The 18,214-nt window shown below is 50.8% G+C and carries 16 protein-coding genes and 1 pseudogene; 8 read left to right on the forward strand and 9 right to left on the reverse strand.

Annotated features, from left to right (window positions below; translation table 11 throughout):
• Positions 1-98: 98 nt before the first annotated feature.
• Both H0247_RS03005 and H0247_RS03010 read left to right on the forward strand, forming a co-directional pair.
• Entirely contained in the window at positions 99-404 is a 306-nt protein-coding gene (locus H0247_RS03005) for a PTS lactose/cellobiose transporter subunit IIA (protein WP_180741441.1), read from the forward strand.
• A 166-nt stretch (positions 405-570) separates the two neighbouring features.
• Positions 571-1,950, forward strand: coding sequence for a carbohydrate porin (locus tag H0247_RS03010; protein ID WP_180741183.1), 1,380 nt, complete (start codon positions 571-573; stop codon positions 1,948-1,950).
• Between the two features lie 71 nt (positions 1,951-2,021).
• Here the strand turns inward: H0247_RS03010 and ruvB are convergent, their stop codons facing one another.
• The 6 genes from ruvB to aspS all read right to left on the reverse strand — a co-directional run bounded on the left by ruvB (position 2,022) and on the right by aspS (position 7,336).
• Positions 2,022-3,026 (reverse strand): Holliday junction branch migration DNA helicase RuvB, encoded by a 1,005-nt coding sequence (ruvB, locus tag H0247_RS03015; RefSeq protein WP_180741184.1) that lies wholly within the window; start codon positions 3,024-3,026, stop codon positions 2,022-2,024.
• A 7-nt stretch (positions 3,027-3,033) separates the two neighbouring features.
• Positions 3,034-3,651, reverse strand: a complete 618-nt coding sequence (gene ruvA / locus H0247_RS03020; protein WP_180741185.1) for a Holliday junction branch migration protein RuvA — start codon at positions 3,649-3,651, stop codon at positions 3,034-3,036.
• 91 nt (positions 3,652-3,742) lie between these two features.
• On the reverse strand, positions 3,743-4,264 hold the full coding sequence (ruvC, locus tag H0247_RS03025) for a crossover junction endodeoxyribonuclease RuvC (protein WP_039496035.1): 522 nt from the start codon (positions 4,262-4,264) through the stop codon (positions 3,743-3,745).
• Positions 4,265-4,327: 63 nt separating this feature from the next.
• A complete protein-coding gene (locus H0247_RS03030) occupies positions 4,328-5,071 on the reverse strand; it encodes a YebC/PmpR family DNA-binding transcriptional regulator (RefSeq protein ID WP_015840062.1) in 744 nt (247 codons plus the stop codon).
• Between the two features lie 23 nt (positions 5,072-5,094).
• Positions 5,095-5,538 (reverse strand): dihydroneopterin triphosphate diphosphatase, encoded by a 444-nt coding sequence (nudB, locus tag H0247_RS03035; RefSeq protein WP_010275904.1) that lies wholly within the window; start codon positions 5,536-5,538, stop codon positions 5,095-5,097.
• A gap of 1 nt (position 5,539) precedes the next feature.
• Positions 5,540-7,336: an aspartate--tRNA ligase gene (aspS, locus tag H0247_RS03040; RefSeq protein WP_180741186.1), complete on the reverse strand. Its 1,797-nt coding sequence runs from the start codon at positions 7,334-7,336 to the stop codon at positions 5,540-5,542.
• Between the two features lie 473 nt (positions 7,337-7,809).
• Here aspS and H0247_RS03045 point away from each other — a divergent pair, with 473 nt between their 5' ends.
• The 5 genes and pseudogenes from H0247_RS03045 to cmoB all read left to right on the forward strand — a co-directional run bounded on the left by H0247_RS03045 (position 7,810) and on the right by cmoB (position 12,384).
• Positions 7,810-9,030: an EAL and HDOD domain-containing protein gene (locus H0247_RS03045; protein ID WP_180741187.1), complete on the forward strand. Its 1,221-nt coding sequence runs from the start codon at positions 7,810-7,812 to the stop codon at positions 9,028-9,030.
• A gap of 91 nt (positions 9,031-9,121) precedes the next feature.
• Positions 9,122-9,934: pseudogene (locus tag H0247_RS03050) on the forward strand (DUF72 domain-containing protein).
• A 154-nt stretch (positions 9,935-10,088) separates the two neighbouring features.
• A complete protein-coding gene (locus H0247_RS03055) occupies positions 10,089-10,484 on the forward strand; it encodes an MAPEG family protein (protein ID WP_180741188.1) in 396 nt (131 codons plus the stop codon).
• A gap of 173 nt (positions 10,485-10,657) precedes the next feature.
• Positions 10,658-11,401 (forward strand): carboxy-S-adenosyl-L-methionine synthase CmoA, encoded by a 744-nt coding sequence (gene cmoA, locus H0247_RS03060; protein ID WP_180741442.1) that lies wholly within the window; start codon positions 10,658-10,660, stop codon positions 11,399-11,401.
• Positions 11,398-12,384, forward strand: coding sequence for a tRNA 5-methoxyuridine(34)/uridine 5-oxyacetic acid(34) synthase CmoB (gene cmoB, locus H0247_RS03065; protein ID WP_180741189.1), 987 nt, complete (start codon positions 11,398-11,400; stop codon positions 12,382-12,384). The genes cmoA and cmoB overlap by 4 nt, the downstream gene beginning before the upstream one ends.
• Positions 12,385-12,540: 156 nt before the next feature.
• Here cmoB and cutC read toward each other — a convergent pair whose 3' ends face one another.
• The gene (gene cutC, locus H0247_RS03070) at positions 12,541-13,299 is read right to left on the reverse strand and encodes a copper homeostasis protein CutC (protein WP_180741190.1); all 759 of its coding nucleotides are present in this window, start codon (positions 13,297-13,299) and stop codon (positions 12,541-12,543) included.
• Positions 13,300-13,583: 284 nt separating this feature from the next.
• Positions 13,584-14,132, reverse strand: coding sequence for a VOC family protein (locus H0247_RS03075; protein WP_180741191.1), 549 nt, complete (start codon positions 14,130-14,132; stop codon positions 13,584-13,586).
• Positions 14,133-14,782: 650 nt separating this feature from the next.
• Between H0247_RS03075 and argS the strand changes: the two genes are divergently transcribed.
• Positions 14,783-16,513 carry an arginine--tRNA ligase gene (argS, locus tag H0247_RS03080; RefSeq protein ID WP_180741192.1) on the forward strand — a complete coding sequence of 577 codons (1,731 nt, stop codon included), beginning with the start codon at positions 14,783-14,785 and terminating at the stop codon, positions 16,511-16,513.
• A 109-nt stretch (positions 16,514-16,622) separates the two neighbouring features.
• On the opposite strand, the gene murJ is transcribed toward argS, so the two are convergent.
• Positions 16,623-18,158 (reverse strand): murein biosynthesis integral membrane protein MurJ, encoded by a 1,536-nt coding sequence (gene murJ, locus H0247_RS03085; RefSeq protein WP_180741193.1) that lies wholly within the window; start codon positions 18,156-18,158, stop codon positions 16,623-16,625.
• Between the last annotated feature and the right edge of the window lie 56 nt (positions 18,159-18,214).

Consider the following 18,214-nt stretch of genomic DNA (forward strand, 5'->3'; position numbering starts at 1 on the left):
TTTTTATTATTCATATTCACTGGCCTGAATGCTATTTAAGAACGCAGCATAGAAAATACGTGCTGCGAATATTCGTTCGCATAAAAATAGGTCATATGATGATTACATTAGAAGATGCAGTAATGGAAATTATCGTCAATGCTGGGCAGTCACGCAGCCTGTGTTTTGAGGCGCTACACGCTGCGCGTAACGGCAACATTGATGAAGCCAAGAATCTGTTGAAGGAGGCCGATGGTTACGCGCGCAAAGCCCACCAAATGCAGACACAACTGATCGAACAGGATGCAGGAGAAGCCAGACAGCCGATGACATTGATTATGGTTCATGCTCAAGACCATTTAATGACATCCCTGCTCGCCCGCGAATTATCAGAAGAGATTATTCATCTATACCAAAGAAAATAGTTCATTTTAATACCCTTATAGGGAGGGTCGATTACGTCAGTTATTTAATTACGCTGTACCCGTTAAAAAAATAACAATCACCTTGTTCTGAGCGTCGTGCCATTACTCACGCTAATCAGAGCGGGATGGTTATTGTCTGAAAATAACTTACCGAATTGAGATGACTATGACAAATTCCAAAAAACTGCCCGTTACGCTGGCGGTGCTGGCTGCCCTTTGCTCCGGTTCCGCATTCGCACAAGAAATGATTACTCAGGAGCAATTGGATCGCATCGTTGCTCAGGCAGTGGAAAAAGCGCTGGCGGAGCGTCAGACCAAATTAGATGCCATCGCCAGTAAACAGGTCGACCCGCTGACCACGCCGGATGCGTCCAAGACGCCTGACATGGCGATCCCCTATGGCATCAACTTTACCGGCTATGCTCGCTACGGTGCGCAATTCCAGAGCGGTGACCAGAAATATGTCGCGGTCGATGGCTCCTATAACGGGGCTTCCGCGCTGGGTCGTCTGGGTAACGAAGGCAATGGCGGTGAATTCCAGCTTTCCAAAGCGTTCAAGGGGGATAACGGCGCAATCTGGGATGTCGTCGTGATGATCGACCATTGGGGTGACGAAGTTAACCTGAAAAAAGCCTATGCGGGCGTCACCAACCTTTTTGCCTCTCAGCCAAATGCCTATCTCTGGGCCGGCCGTGATTTCCACCAGCGTCCACAGCAGGGTATCAATGATTACTTTTGGATGAACCATGACGGTCAGGGCGCAGGGATAAAGAATTTTGAGCTCGGCGGCATTCAATTCGATGTCGCGGCCGTCGCGGCCGTCGAATCCTGTAACCCTGAAGTCATCACGAATAATGCGAATCCGTCACGCATCACCTGTACCGGCAGTTCCGGCACGGGCGATAAGGGCAATTACGCGCTCACCTCCAAAGTGCATGGCATTAAGCTGGGGCCGTTGGATCTTGCGCTGTACGCGAACTACGGTTTTGATTCCAAAGCGGTGGATAGCGACGCGCGACTGAAAGCCTGGCAAGGCGGCGCGGTGCTGAGCCATACGGGGAAAAATAGCCTCAATCAGTTTATCACCCGCTATTCGGATAATGCCGATAACAGCGTTTACAACAAAACGAACAACCTGAAAACTTTCTACGCCAGCTTCGAAGGTAAGTACAAATTTACCCCGCAAACGCAGGTCGAATACCTGCTGGCCTATCACGACTACTCAAATGACTCCGCAAGTCAGGACGATCGTCGCAACTATAATGCCATCGTGCGCCCGATGTATTTCTGGAATGACGTGCATTCCACCTGGCTCGAAGCTGGCTATCAGCACGTAGATTATGGTCAGGGGGGTGACAATAAAGGATGGAAACTGACGCTTTCCCAGAATGTCTCGATCGCGATGGGACCGGAATTCAGACCGATGTTGCGCTTCTATGTCACTGGCGGAAAAGTGGATAACAAACACACCGCGCGGACAACCACCGGCGTCAACACGACGCTCGATTCGTTCAACGTTGGGGCAATGTGGGAAGCTTGGTTCTAGTCTCATAAACTCAGGGAGACCCTATGGTCTCCCTGAACGTGGGCAATGTAGGGAAACGTGCGCAGATGACGCTACTCCTCGCGCGTTAAGCCAAAGTGCCGATAGGCATGCGGCGTCGCCATCCGACCGCGCGGCGTACGCTGAATGAACCCTTGCTGAATCAGAAACGGCTCCAACACGTCTTCAATGGTTTCGCGTTCTTCGCCAATCGCGGCCGCTAAGTTATCCAGCCCAACGGGGCCACCCATGAATTTATCGATGATCGCCAACAGCAGCTTGCGGTCCATGTAGTCAAACCCTTCGGTATCCACCGCCAGCATATCCAGCGCCTGCATCGCCACGGTTCCGGTAATTGCCCCTTCTGACTTCACCTCCGAAAAATCACGTACCCGGCGTAGTAAGCGGTTGGCAATACGCGGTGTACCGCGCGAACGACGTGCCACTTCAAGCGCCCCATCCGATGTCAGATCCAGCCCTAAACACTGTGCGCTGCGGCCAACGATATACTGGAGATCGGTGACGTTATAAAACTCCAGACGTTGCACAATGCCGAAACGATCGCGCAACGGCGAGGTTAACGAGCCCGCACGCGTCGTTGCACCAATCAGCGTAAAAGGCGGTAAGTCGAGTTTGATCGACCGAGCAGCAGGCCCTTCACCGATCATGATATCCAACTGATAATCTTCCATTGCTGGGTACAGCACTTCTTCCACAACGGGCGACAAACGATGGATTTCATCGATGAACAGCACATCATGCGGTTCAAGGTTGGTCAGCAGCGCGGCAAGATCACCGGCTTTTTCCAGCACCGGACCCGACGTTGTGCGCATATTCACGCCCATCTCATTGGCGACAATATTCGCCAATGTCGTTTTTCCCAAACCGGGAGGGCCAAAAATGAGCAGATGATCCAGCGCATCCCCGCGTTTGCGCGCCGCCTGAATAAAAATTTCCATCTGCTCACGCACCTGCGGCTGCCCCACATATTCGGTGAGCAGCTTAGGCCGCATCGCACGGTCAAGAAACTCTTCTTCTGGAACGGCGTCAGCGGAAATTAAACGATCGGCTTCTATCATGAATACCTCACAGCGCCGCGCGCAGTGCATCCCTGATTAGGGTTTCACAGTCAGCGTCGGGACGCGCAATCTTGGAAATCATGCGGCTAGCTTCCTGTGGTTTATAACCCAACGCAACCAATGCTGCTGCGGCTTCCGCTTCAGGATCGCTGGTGCGGCTCTCCACACTCGCAGGCGACGCCAGCGGAATATCGCTGACCGGATTGAACAGATCGCCACTCAAGCCCTTGAAGCGATCTTTCATTTCAACGACTAACCTTTCCGCCGTTTTTTTACCGACGCCAGGGAGCTTAACCAGCGCACCGATTTCTTCGCGTTCAACCGCGCTGACAAACTGCGTCGCGGACATGCCTGAGAGAATCGCCAGCGCCAGCTTCGGCCCAACACCATTCACTTTAATCAGCTCACGGAACAGCGCCCTCTCCTGCTTATCGTTAAAACCGAACAGCAGTTGCGCATCTTCACGAACCACGAAATGGGTAAAGATAATCGCTTCCTGATTGAGTTCAGGGAGTTCGTAAAAGCACGTCATCGGCATATGGACTTCGTAACCCACGCCGTTAGCTTCTATCAGCACCTGCGGCGGCTGTTTTTCCAGGATAATGCCTCTGAGACGACCTATCACGTTGCGCTTCCTTTTACTTAGGGAATGAATGGCTTGATGTATGACGAGTATATAACATAAAAAAGGCTGGATGAATATCCAGCCTCCTGTTTCAGCGCAGTCGTCCTGCCAGTGGGTTCACTTTCGCCGCCGACGTGCGCAGCAGGCTTTGACTGAAGTGGCAATGGGTGATGGCTATCGCCAGCGCATCGGCAGCATCCGCCTGTGGGCTAGCTGACAGTTTCAGCAACGAGCGAACCATATGCTGCACCTGCTTTTTATCCGCCGCCCCCGTCCCTACCACGGTTTGTTTAACCAAACGCGCAGCGTATTCAAACACGGGCAGATCCTGGTTCACGCCCGCGACAATCGCCACACCGCGTGCCTGCCCCAGTTTCAAAGCTGAATCTGGGTTTTTCGCCATGAAAACCTGCTCAATCGCCATACAGTCTGGGCGAAATTGCGTGATGATTTCACTGACGCCAGCGTAAATCAGCTTCAGTCGCGTGGGCATATCATCCACCACGGTGCGAATACAGCCGCTACCGAGATACGTCAAATGACGTCCCTGCTGACGGATAATGCCATAACCCGTCACGCGCGAACCGGGGTCGATGCCGACTATTATTGTCATCGTGCCGCTCCGCCGATTCGCCCGTATGGATAGCCGTTGCTACTCTGCATGACCGACCTGCGATTACAGCAGTTCAGCCACCTCATCGGAGATCTCACCGTTGTGGTAAACCTCCTGCACATCGTCGCAATCTTCCAGCATGTCGATGAGACGCATCAGTTTCGGCGCGGTTTCCGCATCCATATCCGCTTTGGTGGACGGGATCATGGAGACTTCAGCCGACTCCGCTTTCAGACCCGCCGCATCCAGCGCATCTTTCACGTTACCGAACGTTTCCCACGGCGTGAAGACGTCAATCGCACCGTCGTCATACGTCACAACATCGTCCGCGCCCGCTTCCAGCGCCGCATCCATCACCGCATCTTCATCCAGACCTGGCGCGTAAGAAATAACGCCTTTCTTGGTGAAAAGGTACGAAACGGAACCATCCGTCCCCAGGTTACCACCGGTTTTTGTAAACGCATGGCGTACTTCGGAAACGGTACGGTTACGGTTATCACTCAAGCACTCCACCATGACAGCGGTGCCGCCCGGGCCGTAACCTTCGTAAATGATGGTTTCCATGTTGGCATCTTCGTCACCGCCGACGCCACGGGCAATCGCACGGTTCAGGGTATCGCGCGTCATGTTGTTGGACAGGGCTTTATCGATCGCGGCGCGCAGACGTGGGTTAGACCCCGGATCGCCACCGCCCAAACGGGCTGCGGTAACCAGTTCACGGATAATCTTGGTAAAGATTTTACCGCGTTTGGCGTCCTGTGCTGCTTTACGATGCTTTGTGTTAGCCCACTTACTATGACCTGCCATAAAAATCTCCGAAAAAAGCCTGTTCAGGCCGGATAAATAACAAATTCCTCAATCGCCTGCCGATTGCTCCAGGATTTGGTCAACTGTGCCGCGTGGGGCACGTCCAACCACTGGTAAGCAAGGTGCTCGGATAACTGCACCTCGCGCTCAGCAGGTAACGCCAGACAAAACCAGTGTTCGGTATTGTGCGTTACTCCCGGCGCATAGCGACGTCTCAAATGAGCAAATAGCTCAAACTCAATACAGCGTTGACAGTCAAAGAGTGATAACGCTTCTGCGGATATATCAATGTTAACTTCTTCTTTGACTTCACGCTGTGCGGCATACGGCGCACTTTCCCCTTCTTCTATGCTGCCGGTTACCGACTGCCAAAATTCAGGATCGTCACGCCGCTGCAACATCAGCACCCGCCCGGTGTCGCGGGCATAGATCACCACCAGAACCGAAACGGGTCGCTTATATACCATCTTATTCGTTCTCGGATTTTCCATCCTGAGCCGCTTTCCCTTTTACGACAACCGCAATGGCAAGCTCTTCCAGTGAAGCTGGGTTGGCGAAACTTGGCGCCTCCGTCATCAGGCACGCTGCTGCCGTTGTTTTCGGGAAGGCGATAACATCACGAATGTTATCGGTGCCCGTCAGCAACATCACTAGGCGGTCAAGACCAAACGCCAGACCGGCATGCGGCGGCGTACCATATTTCAGCGCGTCCAGCAGGAAGCCAAATTTCTCACGCTGCTCTTGCTCGGTAATACCCAGAATGCTGAACACGGTTTGCTGCATGTCACCGTTGTGAATACGCACGGAACCACCGCCCACTTCATAACCGTTAATCACCATGTCATAGGCGTTGGCGATCGCCGAAACGGGGTTGGCGGCCAATTCAGAAGGCAGCATGTCACGCGGTGCAGTAAACGGATGGTGCATCGCAGCCAACCCGCCTTCACCATCTTCCTCAAACATTGGGAAATCGACAACCCACAGCGGTTCCCAACTATTCTCCTTCGTCAGGTTCAGATCGCGGCCCAGCTTGAGACGCAGCGCACCCAGCGCATCGGTCACCACTTTCGCGCTGTCTGCACCAAAGAATAAGATGTCACCATCTTGTGCCGCTGTACGATCCAACAGCGCAGACAGCATGTCTTCATTCAGGAATTTCGCGACAGGGCTTTGAACGCCTTCCAACCCCTTGGCGCGCTCGTTGACCTTAATGTAAGCCAAGCCTTTCGCACCATAGATTTCAATAAACTTACCGTATTCATCAATCTGTTTACGGCTCAGCTGCGCGCCGCCTGGTACACGGATCGCGGTAACACGGCCTTTGGCATCATTTGCTGGGCCGGAGAACACTTTAAAGTCGATGTCTTTCACCAGATCGGCAACGTCAACCAGCTCAAGCGGGTTACGCAGATCGGGTTTGTCGGAACCGAAACGGCGCATCGCTTCTGCGAACGTCATGATCGGGAAATCACCCAGATCAACGCCTTTCACGTCCAACCACAGTTCACGCACCAGTTTCTCCATCACTTCACGCACCTGCGGCGCGGTCATGAAAGAGGTTTCCACATCAATCTGGGTGAACTCTGGCTGTCTGTCAGCACGCAAGTCTTCGTCGCGGAAGCATTTAACGATCTGATAGTAACGATCAAAACCGGACATCATCAGCAATTGTTTAAACAGTTGTGGAGACTGCGGCAGCGCATAAAACTTGCCTTTATGTACACGGCTTGGCACCAGATAGTCGCGCGCGCCTTCCGGTGTAGCTTTCGTCAGCATCGGCGTTTCGATATCCAGAAAACCGTGCTCATCCATAAACCGGCGAACAAAACTGGTGATGCGTGCACGCGTTTTCAGGCGCTGGGCCATTTCAGGACGGCGCAAATCCAGATAACGGTATTTGAGACGAGCTTCTTCGGTGTTGGTTTGGTTGGAATCCAACGGCAGCGCTTCTGAGCGGTTAACAATAGTCAGTGCGCTGGCAAAAATTTCGACTTCACCCGTCGCCATATCTTTGTTGATTTGGCTTTCTGGACGGGCGCGCACTACACCGGTAAGTTGGATGCAGAACTCGTTACGCAACTCGGATGCCAGTTTAAATGCGTCCTGACGATCTGGGTCAAAAAATACCTGAACCAGCCCTTCGCGGTCACGCATATCAATAAAAATCAAACCACCCAGATCGCGGCGGCGGTTAACCCAACCGCACAATGTCACTTCCTGGCCCACATGGGACGAATTCAACTGCCCGCAATAATTAGTACGCATCACGATGTCCTTTTACTCATCCGCCAGCTCACACGTTTTCACGATGGACTACTTTTCACGGTAGGTCACAGCGCCAAAACAGTGGCATTTTCGCTGCACGGCATGGTTTTTCTGGATTACTGTCCGGTGAAAAAAGGCGGATATTATAAAGGATATTCGCCCGAACGATAAGCATGAAGGTAACGCTCTGCGACGCTCCCGCCTACTCTTTTTACGAAATTTCCTTTCCGGTTAACGGAATGTTCACTAATCGGCATAGAGTTGTTGCAAAACTGAACACCAGAGAAAGCCTAAACCATCAACCCAAAGACGCAGAACTCATCAATACGTCTCGCGTGAGGATTTAGGGAAACCGACCTTCCTTTTTAATAAAACCTGCTAAAATTACCGAATACTTGCTGATTTTTATAAAAATTTTAATAAAAACGCTTTCCACTACTGGCAAATGCGTATGGTTTACATGGAGAACAGCTATGTATTCATTTGTTGCCCGTCAACCCATTTTAAATAACCATCTTCAAACGGTTGCCTATGAGCTCCTTTTTCGCATGGACATCACCAATAAATTTCCTGATGTCACCCCTGAATTTGCGACCGCACAGCTTATTTCCGATCAGTTTTTAACCAATCCGTTGACAAAATCCGTGGTTGAAGATCAGCCTTACTACATTAATTTTCCCCATCAGTTGCTGATCAGTGGTCAGGCAGAAATCCTGCCACAGGAAAAGGTCGTTATCGAAATTCTTGAAAATTCGCCCCCCAACAACGATCTCTTGGTCGCCGTAAAAAAGCTAAAAAGAAAAGGCTTCAGATTTGCACTGGATGATTTCTCGATGAATTCAGCATGGGATCGTTTTTTACCTTATATTGATGTCATCAAATTCGATTTAACTTTGTCGACGTTTAATGATATTGAAAATTTCATTCACAGAACCACACAGCATAAATTAGCGTATCTGGCTGAAAAAGTAGAAACACATGAGCAATACTTGCAGAGCAAAAAAATCGGTATTTCTCTTTTCCAAGGGTATTTCTTCAGTCACCCTGAAATGATTAGATCGAAGAAACTCATTAATAATTCTAACAACACCATCAGGCTGCTAAGAGAAGTCAATAAACCGGAGATCAACTATGCCACGATCGAGGAATTGGTGTGTGCCGATTTGTCGCTTTATTATAAATTGATGCGCCATATTACCAATATCAAATACAACACCCGTTTTGGCATTACCGCAACTTCAATGTCGTTCCGCTCTATGGTGATGTTACTTGGGCAACGGGAACTTAAACGTTTTGTTTCCTTAATCAGCATAGCCAACAGTAATGACAATAAGCCCGACGAGCTTTATCGAACCAGTTTAATTCGCGCCAGATTCTTTGAATTATTATATGCCTCTTTTAATGTAAATGAGGACACCACCGAGGCATTCTTGTGCGGGTTATTGTCGCTGCTCGATGCCGTATTAGATTTACCAATGCCTCTACTGCTTTCACAAATCGCGCTATCGGAAAAAATTAACCAGAGTTTATTGGAGCATACTGGTGAATTCGCACTTTACCTGAGGGTAATAGCTAAATATGAACAGCAAGAATGGGAAGCACTTAGACCGCTTTTAACGCAATTAGGTCTTGATGAAAAAGGCTTCTTTACCTTAATCATGGAAGCAACACAGTGGGCGGACGAGATTTTATAAACGATTTCTCTCGGTTCACTCGCGCTGCCATGACAATTACGCGATAATCACCGTCATCCTGCTTGAGATTCAATGACATGATGGTGCGATGATGTACATCGGATTACCGCAATGACAGCATCCCGCTTGGAGTCGGCTGGGGTTAAACGATCTTGCCGACTACAGCCGCTACTTTACCTGCGTTGAAGGTAATACAACCTTTTATGCACTGCCTTCACGCGAAGTCGTCGAGCGCTGGCGTGATATGACGAATGACAATTTCCGCTTTTGCTTCAAATTTCCTTCAACGATCAGCCATAAAGCCGCCTTGCAGAGCTGTGACAGCGACGTCGGCCTTTTTTATCAATGTCTTGAACCGATTGAACACCGCATCGGGCAGCTCTGGCTACAGCTCCCTGCCGCCTTCGGTCCCGCGCAGCTACCTGTTCTGTGGCGTTTTCTTGATGCCTTACCGCAGGGGTTTAGCTACGGCGTGGAAGTGCGCCATCCGCTGTTTTTTGCCAAAGGCGATGAAGAGCGCGCACTGAATCAGGGGCTACAGCAGCGCGACATTAACCGTGTGATTCTCGATAGCCGCCCGGTTCATCACGCCGCGCCAGACAGTGCAGCCATGCGTGAAGCACAACGTAAGAAACCTCGCGTGCCGGTACACGCTGTGCTCACCGCTACACAGCCGTTGATCCGCTTTATCGGTAGTGAAACGCAGGAAGAAAATCTTCGCTGGTTCGAATCATGGCGTAACAAGCTGCCGCAGTGGCGCGAGGCCAATCCCTTCTTCTTCATTCACACACCGGATATTGGTGATGCCCCGCCGCTGGCGCAGCGGCTTTGGCCTCTGCTTGCCGAGATCGACCCGGCCTTGCCGCCCCAGCCGGATTGGCCACAGCAGGCGACGCTCTTTTGAACCATCAGCCTGGCAGGGTGCTAGCCCGTTTGGTTATAAACCATTTGGCAACGCAACGTATTTCCGCTAAAAAAATCGACCTTTACAGGCGACAGTTGCGTGAGGTAAAGCTATTATTCTGCAAGCCGTTTTCGGTTAGGTTACGGAGTAAAACATGGTAAGTGCGCTCTATATCGTGCTTGGCGCAATCTTGTTGATAAAGCTGTCGATTGATGTTGTGAAACTCAGAATGCAGTATCGCGTGGCTTATGGCGACGGCGGATTTTATGAATTGCAAACCGCAATCCGAGTGCATGGCAATGCGGTGGAATATATCCCGATTGCGGCGATCCTGCTGGTGCTGATGGAAATGAACGGCGCCCTTGTCATCATGATCCATTTTTGCGGTATTTTATTGATTATCGGACGTTTAGTTCACTACTACGGCCTGCGGCACCGTGAATTTCGCTGGCGGCGCTCAGGTATGGCGGCAACCTATGCCTCGCTCATCCTGATGATCGCAGCAAACCTCTATTACCTCCCCTGGGATCTGGTTTTCTCGCTATATTGATAGTGTAAACAAGAACGACAGCAGCCTCTCTCGGTCGCACAGACAGTATGCGTCCGAGAATCAAAAACCTCGTCCACACCCTACGTCTACACAATGTGAAAGGTGAAGGCCGCGGTGTATTCTGCTAGAATATGCCCTCTTTAATTACTATCACTCTCAGTGCACTTTCTGCCATGCCAAACCGCGATATGCTTTTTTCTGTGCCAATTGCTAATTTAGGCGACTGGACATTCGACGAACGCGTTGCTGACGTCTTTCCCGATATGATCCAACGTTCTGTACCCGGCTATTCCAACATCATCTCGATGATTGGCATGTTGGCAGAACGGTTCGTCCGCCCGGATAGCCACGTCTACGATCTAGGATGCTCGCTGGGTGCTGCGACGCTGTCCATGCGACGCAATATCCATGTTCCAGGTTGCAAAATTATCGCGGTAGACAATTCTCCGGCCATGGTAAAGCGCTGCCGCAGCCATATTGATGCTTTTCGTTCCGATACGCCCGTCGAGATTCTAGAAGCCGATATCCTCAACATTGATATCGAAAATGCGTCGATGGTGGTGCTGAACTTTACGCTTCAGTTTTTGGAACCCTCCCAGCGACAGGTGCTCATCGAACGTATTTATCAGGGACTCAATCCCGGCGGCGTGCTCGTCCTCTCTGAAAAATTCAATTTTACGGACAAAAACGTCGGCGAATTACTGTTCAACATGCACCTCGATTTCAAACGAGCAAATGGCTACAGCGAGTTAGAAATCAGTCAGAAACGCAGTATGTTGGAAAACGTTATGCTGACCGATTCGGTAGAAGCCCACAAAGCTCGGCTGGCAAGCGCCGGTTTTGAGCACAGCGAAGTTTGGTTTCAATGTTTTAATTTTGGTTCGTTATTAGCCGTGAAAGCAGAGGAAAAGGCGTGATCGATTTCGGCAATTTTTATCAGCAAATCGCAAAAGGCCCGCTCAGCCACTGGCTTAACACATTGCCTTCACAGCTCAGCAGTTGGCAACAGGAATCCTTGCACGGTAAGTTCAAACACTGGTTTAACTCGCTGGAACATCTTCCCTCGCTAACACCAACGTCTCTGGATTTGAATGACAGCGTTACAGCACGCATGGAGCCCGATATTTCAGTCGGTCAGCGAGAAGGCATTGAGAAGCTGTTACGTAATCTGATGCCCTGGCGCAAAGGCCCTTTTTCGCTTTACGGCGTGGATATCAATACGGAATGGCGTTCTGACTGGAAATGGCAGCGCGTTCTGCCGCACATCAGCCCGCTGAAGAACCGCCTGATTCTCGATGTGGGCTGCGGCAGTGGCTATCACCTGTGGCGGATGGTCGGTGAAGGCGCCACGATGGCGGTCGGCATTGACCCTATGCAGCTGTTTTTATGTCAATTTGAAGCGGTACGTAAACTGCTCGGCAACGATCAACGTGCGCACGTTCTGCCGCTCGGCATTGAGCAACTCCCCGAACTTGCTGCGTTTGACACGGTGTTTTCGATGGGCGTGCTGTATCACCGCCGTTCCCCACTCGATCACCTGTGGCAATTGAAGAATCAGCTGGTGGAAGGTGGCGAACTGGTGCTGGAAACCCTCGTCATTGAAGGCGATGAAAACCAGGTGCTGGTGCCAGGAGAACGCTACGCGCAAATGCGCAATGTGTATTTCATCCCTTCCGCGGCGGCCTTGACCACATGGCTTGAGAAATGCGGATTTGTTGATGTCCGCGTCGTCGATGTCTGCACCACGACAACGCAGGAGCAGCGTCGGACAGACTGGATGATTACAGAATCGCTGGCTGAATTCCTCGATCCTGAAGATCCGACCAAAACGGTGGAAGGCTACCCCGCACCGGTACGAGCCGTACTGGTTGCTCGTAAACCCGGTATCTACCAGCCCTAAATTACTGCGCTCGACAAAAAAAGCCCCAGCAACACGCTGGGGCCTGGTACTTGCCATGCAAACCGAAGGGTATGCTGCGCGGCAAAATTGAAGAATGCTGATGTGGTGTTTAGAACAACGCTGTCTCTCTATCACCACGCCATTAAATGCCTGACGTCATGATACATACTGCATTTCACGATCCGTGCTAACCGCTCGTTTCATTGCTGCTACCACATCGCCATCCACGCAATACTGGCTAAATTCGTCGAATTCTGTATCAGAACACATCGACACACCGATTTTTCGGTAGCGCATCGGAGAGGGTGCCCACTGACCGGCAGAACTGTGCAGTTCCCGGATACCGGCCTGCTGAAATTTGTGCACGTTAGTCAACCGCACGCCGGAACCCGCCATAATAATTGGACCGCGACTGGCCTGTGTTAGTTCACGTAATAACCGCAGCCCATTTTCCGCCGTCTGCTGCTGCCCAGAGGTCAATATGCGCGATACGCCAAGCTCGGTGAGCTGTTCCAGCGCAATATAAGGATTCAGGCACATATCGAACGCGCGATGAAAAGTCACCGCCATTCCCTGGGCCACCGCCATGATTTCGCGCATTTTGGGCAAATCAATGTGCCCTTCCTCATTCAGCACGCCGACGACGACGCCGGGAAACCCCATCTCGCGAATCTGCTCAATATCGTATTTGATGGCAGCCAGTTCCGTCGCGCTGTAGCAAAAATCGCCGCCTCTCGGGCGCACAATCGGGTGAACAGGAATCGTAACCTTTTCACGAGCACCACGCAGCACACCATAGGATGGTGTTAATCCGCCTTCTCGCTGTCCGGCACAGAGTTCAATCCTGTCAGCCCCAGACTGTGCTGCTGTTATGGCACAATCAAGGCTATAACAGCATACTTCCAGTTTCGTCATCGCGGCTCCTTCATGTAAACACCCAGACTACTTTTCTTAATTAGTGAAAAATCGGCGAATCATCAGACCGAGTAAAGTCATAACTATGGCATTCACATTCATATCGTGAGGAGACAGGGGTCACAATGAACGTGATAGAGTGCCGAAATAAACATGACATAACCCACAGTTTTATTAATCTGTTCCACAGCAAAAGAAAATGGCATGAATAATGTGACATGCCATTTTACCTTTCCGACAATGTTATCTTTCTGATTACGCTACGTACGAGCCATACATTATTTTTATAGCGTCAACATTTCGCTTGCGACAACATCCCGTATATCAAATGGATGGAATTTTATTGTCACTTTCCCGTCGGTTACCGCCAGCGTAGGATTAGGCATTCGCTCTTTTTCGCCTTGCGGAGAACTGAATTTAAGCTTGATGCCCGGCGTACGCAGCGCATCGTCAGACAAGCAGGCTAGCGCACGCTGATGCAGCGTTTCTGCCTCTCCCGGCAGCACCAGCTCTACATGTTCCCACCCTTCATGCGGATAATGCTTTTTCCCCGGCCACGGTAGCTCGATACAGGTAATCTGCCAAGGACCGACCGTGATGGCATTGTCCAGAATAAACAAGCAGATTGTACGGCCATTGATTTGGTTTTCAGACAGCAGACGGCCAGACTTTAGCAGCGCCGCTTTCCAGGATTCAGCCGTCGTATTCTGATGGCAGCGCAGCGAAATATGGTCCGCCTGAAATGCGCCTAAATCCAACTGTAGCACATCGGCCAATTCCTGTAGCGCTTGCTCAAATCGCGCTAAATCCGTTATCAAATCATCGGGTAACATATCGGGTAACACTCCTCGCAGCATCTCACATTATCAATCATCATTTGCACTGTGAGAATATCATACCCGTGGCACATCCTAATTAAATTCTATTTTTATTCATGTACATTTATTTACACCTTCATTACGTAAAACGCATTAAATGCAAAGAAAAGGTAAGCATGGCGTTTGATTAATAAACGTAAATGTTTTTTATCTGATGTAATCTGCGATACTTCTCGCAATCTATTCTGGGAGGAATCTTAAATAATAACCTCCCCATTGAACGCCCCAAAAAAAACATATAAATTAAGGAAACAAATAATAACGCAGAGATATCATCATGGTTTTACTCATTATATCCGTCGCGCTTATCGCTATTGCGGCATACGCTATTTTTCGTCATTTTAAAACCAGAGACTCACATAAAATTGGTGCAAATAATCGGTCAAGAAAGCGTTAAGATCGTGATTTTTATTTATTCTACCTAAAATCACATTCTCTTTTTGTCGTGTTCTCCTTATCTCTTTTTCTTCTATCATCGTTCCTTTTTCCTATCCCGCCTGGCGGGTATTTTTTCGCCTGAACATCCCGTTGCCCCTCCCCGTCTGCTGACGAAGAAAGGCAAATATGGTATAAGCAAGGCTTAATTTTTTATTTAAGGTAAACCGGTGAATATTCAGGCTCTTCTCTCCGAAAAAGTCAGCCAGGCGTTAACCGCCGCGGGCGCGCCAGCAGACAGCGAAGCTCAGATTCGTCAGTCGGCAAAAGCACAGTTTGGTGATTATCAGGCCAATGGCGTCATGGCCGTGGCAAAAAAACTGGGCATGCCGCCGCGACAACTGGCCGAAAAAGTCGTCCAGCTTTTGGCGCTGGAGGGCATTGCGGAAAAAACAGAAATCGCAGGCCCAGGATTTATTAATATTTTTCTCGATAAGCAGTGGGTTGCGAGCCAGGTTGAGAACGCTCTGAATGCACCAAAACTGGGTTTAACCCCCGTTGAACCTCAAACGATCGTGATTGACTACTCTGCCCCTAACGTCGCGAAAGAAATGCACGTCGGCCACCTGCGTTCGACCATCATTGGTGACGCCGCGGCCCGTACGCTGGAGTTTCTGGGTCACAATGTCATTCGTGCCAACCACGTTGGTGACTGGGGTACGCAGTTCGGCATGCTGATTGCCTACCTTGAAAAAATGCAAAACGAAAACGCCAGCGAGATGGATTTGTCCGATCTTGAAGCGTTCTATCGTGAAGCGAAGAAACACTACGATGAAGACGCCGATTTCGCCGAACGCGCACGCGCTTACGTGGTGAAATTGCAGGGTGGCGATGAGTATTGCCGCCAGATGTGGCGCAAGCTCGTCGATATCACTATGACGCAAAACCAGATCAACTATGAACGCCTCAATGTCACGCTAACCAAGCAGGATGTGATGGGTGAAAGCCTGTATAACAGCATGCTTCCGGGTATCGTGGCCGATCTGAAGGCAAAAGGTCTGGCGGTAGAAAGTGAAGGTGCTACGGTGGTTTTCCTTGATGAATATAAAAACAAGGAAGGTGAACCGATGGGCGTCATCATCCAGAAAAAGGATGGCGGCTACCTCTACACCACAACGGATATTGCCTGCGCCAAATACCGTTATGAAACCCTGAACGCCGATCGCGTGCTTTACTACATCGATTCCCGCCAGCATCAACACCTGATGCAGGCTTGGACCATCGTGCGGAAAGCGGGCTATGTGCCTGATTCCGTCAGTCTGGAACACCATATGTTCGGCATGATGCTGGGCAAAGACGGTAAGCCATTCAAAACGCGAGCAGGCGGAACGATTAAACTGTCTGAGTTGTTAGATGAAGCCTACGATCGTGCTCTGAAGCTCATCGCAGAGAAAAACCCACAGATGGAAAGCGATGAGTTAACCGCGCTGGCGCAAGTGGTGTCCATCGGCGCGATCAAATACGCCGATCTGTCGAAAAGTCGTACCACGGATTATGTTTTCGATTGGGACAATATGCTGGCGTTTGAAGGCAACACTGCACCTTACATGCAATACGCTTACACCCGCGTCGCATCAATTTTCAAACGTGCGGGCATACAGGAAGACAGCTTAACGCAGCCGATTACGCTGAGCGATGAGCGCGAATTTGCCCTTGCCACGCGTCTGCTGCAATTCGAAGAAACCATCACCACCGTCGCCCGCGAAGGCACACCGCATGTGATGTGTAGCTACCTGTACGATCTGGCGGGTCTGTTCTCTGGTTTCTACGAGCACTGCCCGATTCTCAATGCCGACAGTGACGACGTGCGTCAAAGCCGTCTGAGACTGGCGCTGCTGACGGCGAAAACACTGAAGCAAGGTCTGGATACGCTGGGCATCGAAACCGTCGAGAAGATGTAAGTCTCCATCGACTGAAAACGTATTCATTAGAAACACAAACGCCATTGGTGCTACCACCAATGGCGTTTTGCGTTACAGGCAAAGACAGTCATTGTATTCAATAATATTGTCACACGCTACGGCGGGCGAAATCCCGAGGGCGGAATCCCAACAGCGCCAGCGTGGCAAAATAGGCCCCCGCTCCCGCAACCACCACCAGCAGCAAACGCAAAATTCGCATCGTCATATTGCCGTCATCCCATGCGGGCATCCACCACAGCATCCCCAGCAAAACCAGCGACATCACGATAACCGCAACTAGCAGACGCACCAGAAAACCTTTCCAGCCCGGCTGTGGCTGGAAAATATCCTGCTTACGCAGTTGCCAGTACAACAGCCCTGCATTCAGGCAGGAGGCCAGACCGATGGACAACGCCAGACCAGCATGTTGCAGCGGGCCAATAAAGATCAGGTTCATCACCTGCGTCAGAATCAGCGTGACGATCGCGATTTTAACCGGCGTCTTGATATCCTGTCGGGAATAAAAACCGGGCACGAGCACTTTGACGACAATCAATCCCATCAGCCCAACCGAGTAGGCAATCAGCGCCCGCTGAGTCATTAAAGCATCAAAGGCGCTAAATTTGCCGTACTGGAACAGCGACACCGTTAACGGTTGAGCCAAAATACCTAATGCCACCGCGCTCGGGAGCGCCAACAGGAAACACAGGCGGAGCCCCCAATCCATCAGACGGGAGTATTCGTCATGGTTACCACTGGCAAAACTCTTCGCCAGAGACGGGAGTAAGATCGTTCCCAGCGCCACACCCAGAACGCCGGAAGGGAACTCCATCAAGCGATCGGCGTAATACATCCATGACACCGCACCTTCACTGAGGAAGGACGCGAAAATGGTGTTGATGATGAGCGAAATCTGGCTCACCGAGACGCCCAGAACCGCAGGCCCCATCAGCTTCATGACTCGCCAAACGCTCGGCTCCCGCCATTTCAGGCGTGGCAATACCAGCATGCCAATCTTTTTCAGATGCGGTAGTTGGTAGCCGAGTTGCAGTAAACCGCCAACCAACACCGCCCAGGCCAGCGCCATCACCGGTGGGTTAAAATATGGCGCAGCAAACAGCGAGAAACCAATCATGCTGACGTTAAGCAATGTCGGGGCAAACGCCGGCACCGAGAAACGGTTCCAGGTGTTCAGCACCGACCCTACCATAGAGGTCAGCGAAATCAACAGTATGTAGGGAAACGTGACTCTTAACAGATCCGAGGTCAGCTCAAAGCGCTCTGGCGTCGCGGCAAAACCGGGAGCGGTCACCATAATAACCCAGGGTGCGGCAACCATTCCCGCAACGGTGACCAACGCCAGAATCAGCGTCAGCATACCGGAAACATAAGCGAGGAACGTTCGCGTGGCTTCTTCACCCTGCTGGCTTTTATATTCGGCAAGAATAGGCACAAAAGCCTGTGAAAACGCGCCTTCCGCGAAAATCCGCCGGAGCAGGTTGGGCAGTTTAAATGCCACAAAGAAGGCATCCGTCGCCATACCTGCACCAAAAATACGCGCAACGATCGCATCGCGCACGAACCCTAAAATGCGCGATAACATGGTCATGGAACTGACGGCAGCCAGTGATTTAAGTAAATTCATCCGATTATGTTCTGAACGGTTCAGGACCGATTGTTAACCCGTTGAGGTCATCCTGA

Origin of the sequence: Pectobacterium sp. CFBP8739, from assembly GCF_013449375.1 — a bacterium.
In the GTDB taxonomy this organism is placed as follows: domain Bacteria; phylum Pseudomonadota; class Gammaproteobacteria; order Enterobacterales; family Enterobacteriaceae; genus Pectobacterium.

Coding starts and splice junctions, on each gene's coding strand:
- cmoA (WP_180741442.1), top strand. CDS start 10,658: ATGCCAAACCGCGATATGCTTTTTTCTGTGCCAATTGCTAATTTAGGC.
- ruvC (WP_039496035.1), bottom strand. CDS start 4,264: ATGACAATAATAGTCGGCATCGACCCCGGTTCGCGCGTGACGGGTTAT.
- aspS (WP_180741186.1), bottom strand. CDS start 7,336: ATGCGTACTAATTATTGCGGGCAGTTGAATTCGTCCCATGTGGGCCAG.
- H0247_RS03055 (WP_180741188.1), top strand. CDS start 10,089: ATGGTAAGTGCGCTCTATATCGTGCTTGGCGCAATCTTGTTGATAAAG.
- H0247_RS03030 (WP_015840062.1), bottom strand. CDS start 5,071: ATGGCAGGTCATAGTAAGTGGGCTAACACAAAGCATCGTAAAGCAGCA.
- H0247_RS03005 (WP_180741441.1), top strand. CDS start 99: ATGATTACATTAGAAGATGCAGTAATGGAAATTATCGTCAATGCTGGG.
- H0247_RS03075 (WP_180741191.1), bottom strand. CDS start 14,132: ATGTTACCCGATGATTTGATAACGGATTTAGCGCGATTTGAGCAAGCG.
- nudB (WP_010275904.1), bottom strand. CDS start 5,538: ATGGTATATAAGCGACCCGTTTCGGTTCTGGTGGTGATCTATGCCCGC.
- murJ (WP_180741193.1), bottom strand. CDS start 18,158: ATGAATTTACTTAAATCACTGGCTGCCGTCAGTTCCATGACCATGTTA.
- H0247_RS03045 (WP_180741187.1), top strand. CDS start 7,810: ATGTATTCATTTGTTGCCCGTCAACCCATTTTAAATAACCATCTTCAA.
- H0247_RS03010 (WP_180741183.1), top strand. CDS start 571: ATGACAAATTCCAAAAAACTGCCCGTTACGCTGGCGGTGCTGGCTGCC.
- ruvB (WP_180741184.1), bottom strand. CDS start 3,026: ATGATAGAAGCCGATCGTTTAATTTCCGCTGACGCCGTTCCAGAAGAA.
- cutC (WP_180741190.1), bottom strand. CDS start 13,299: ATGACGAAACTGGAAGTATGCTGTTATAGCCTTGATTGTGCCATAACA.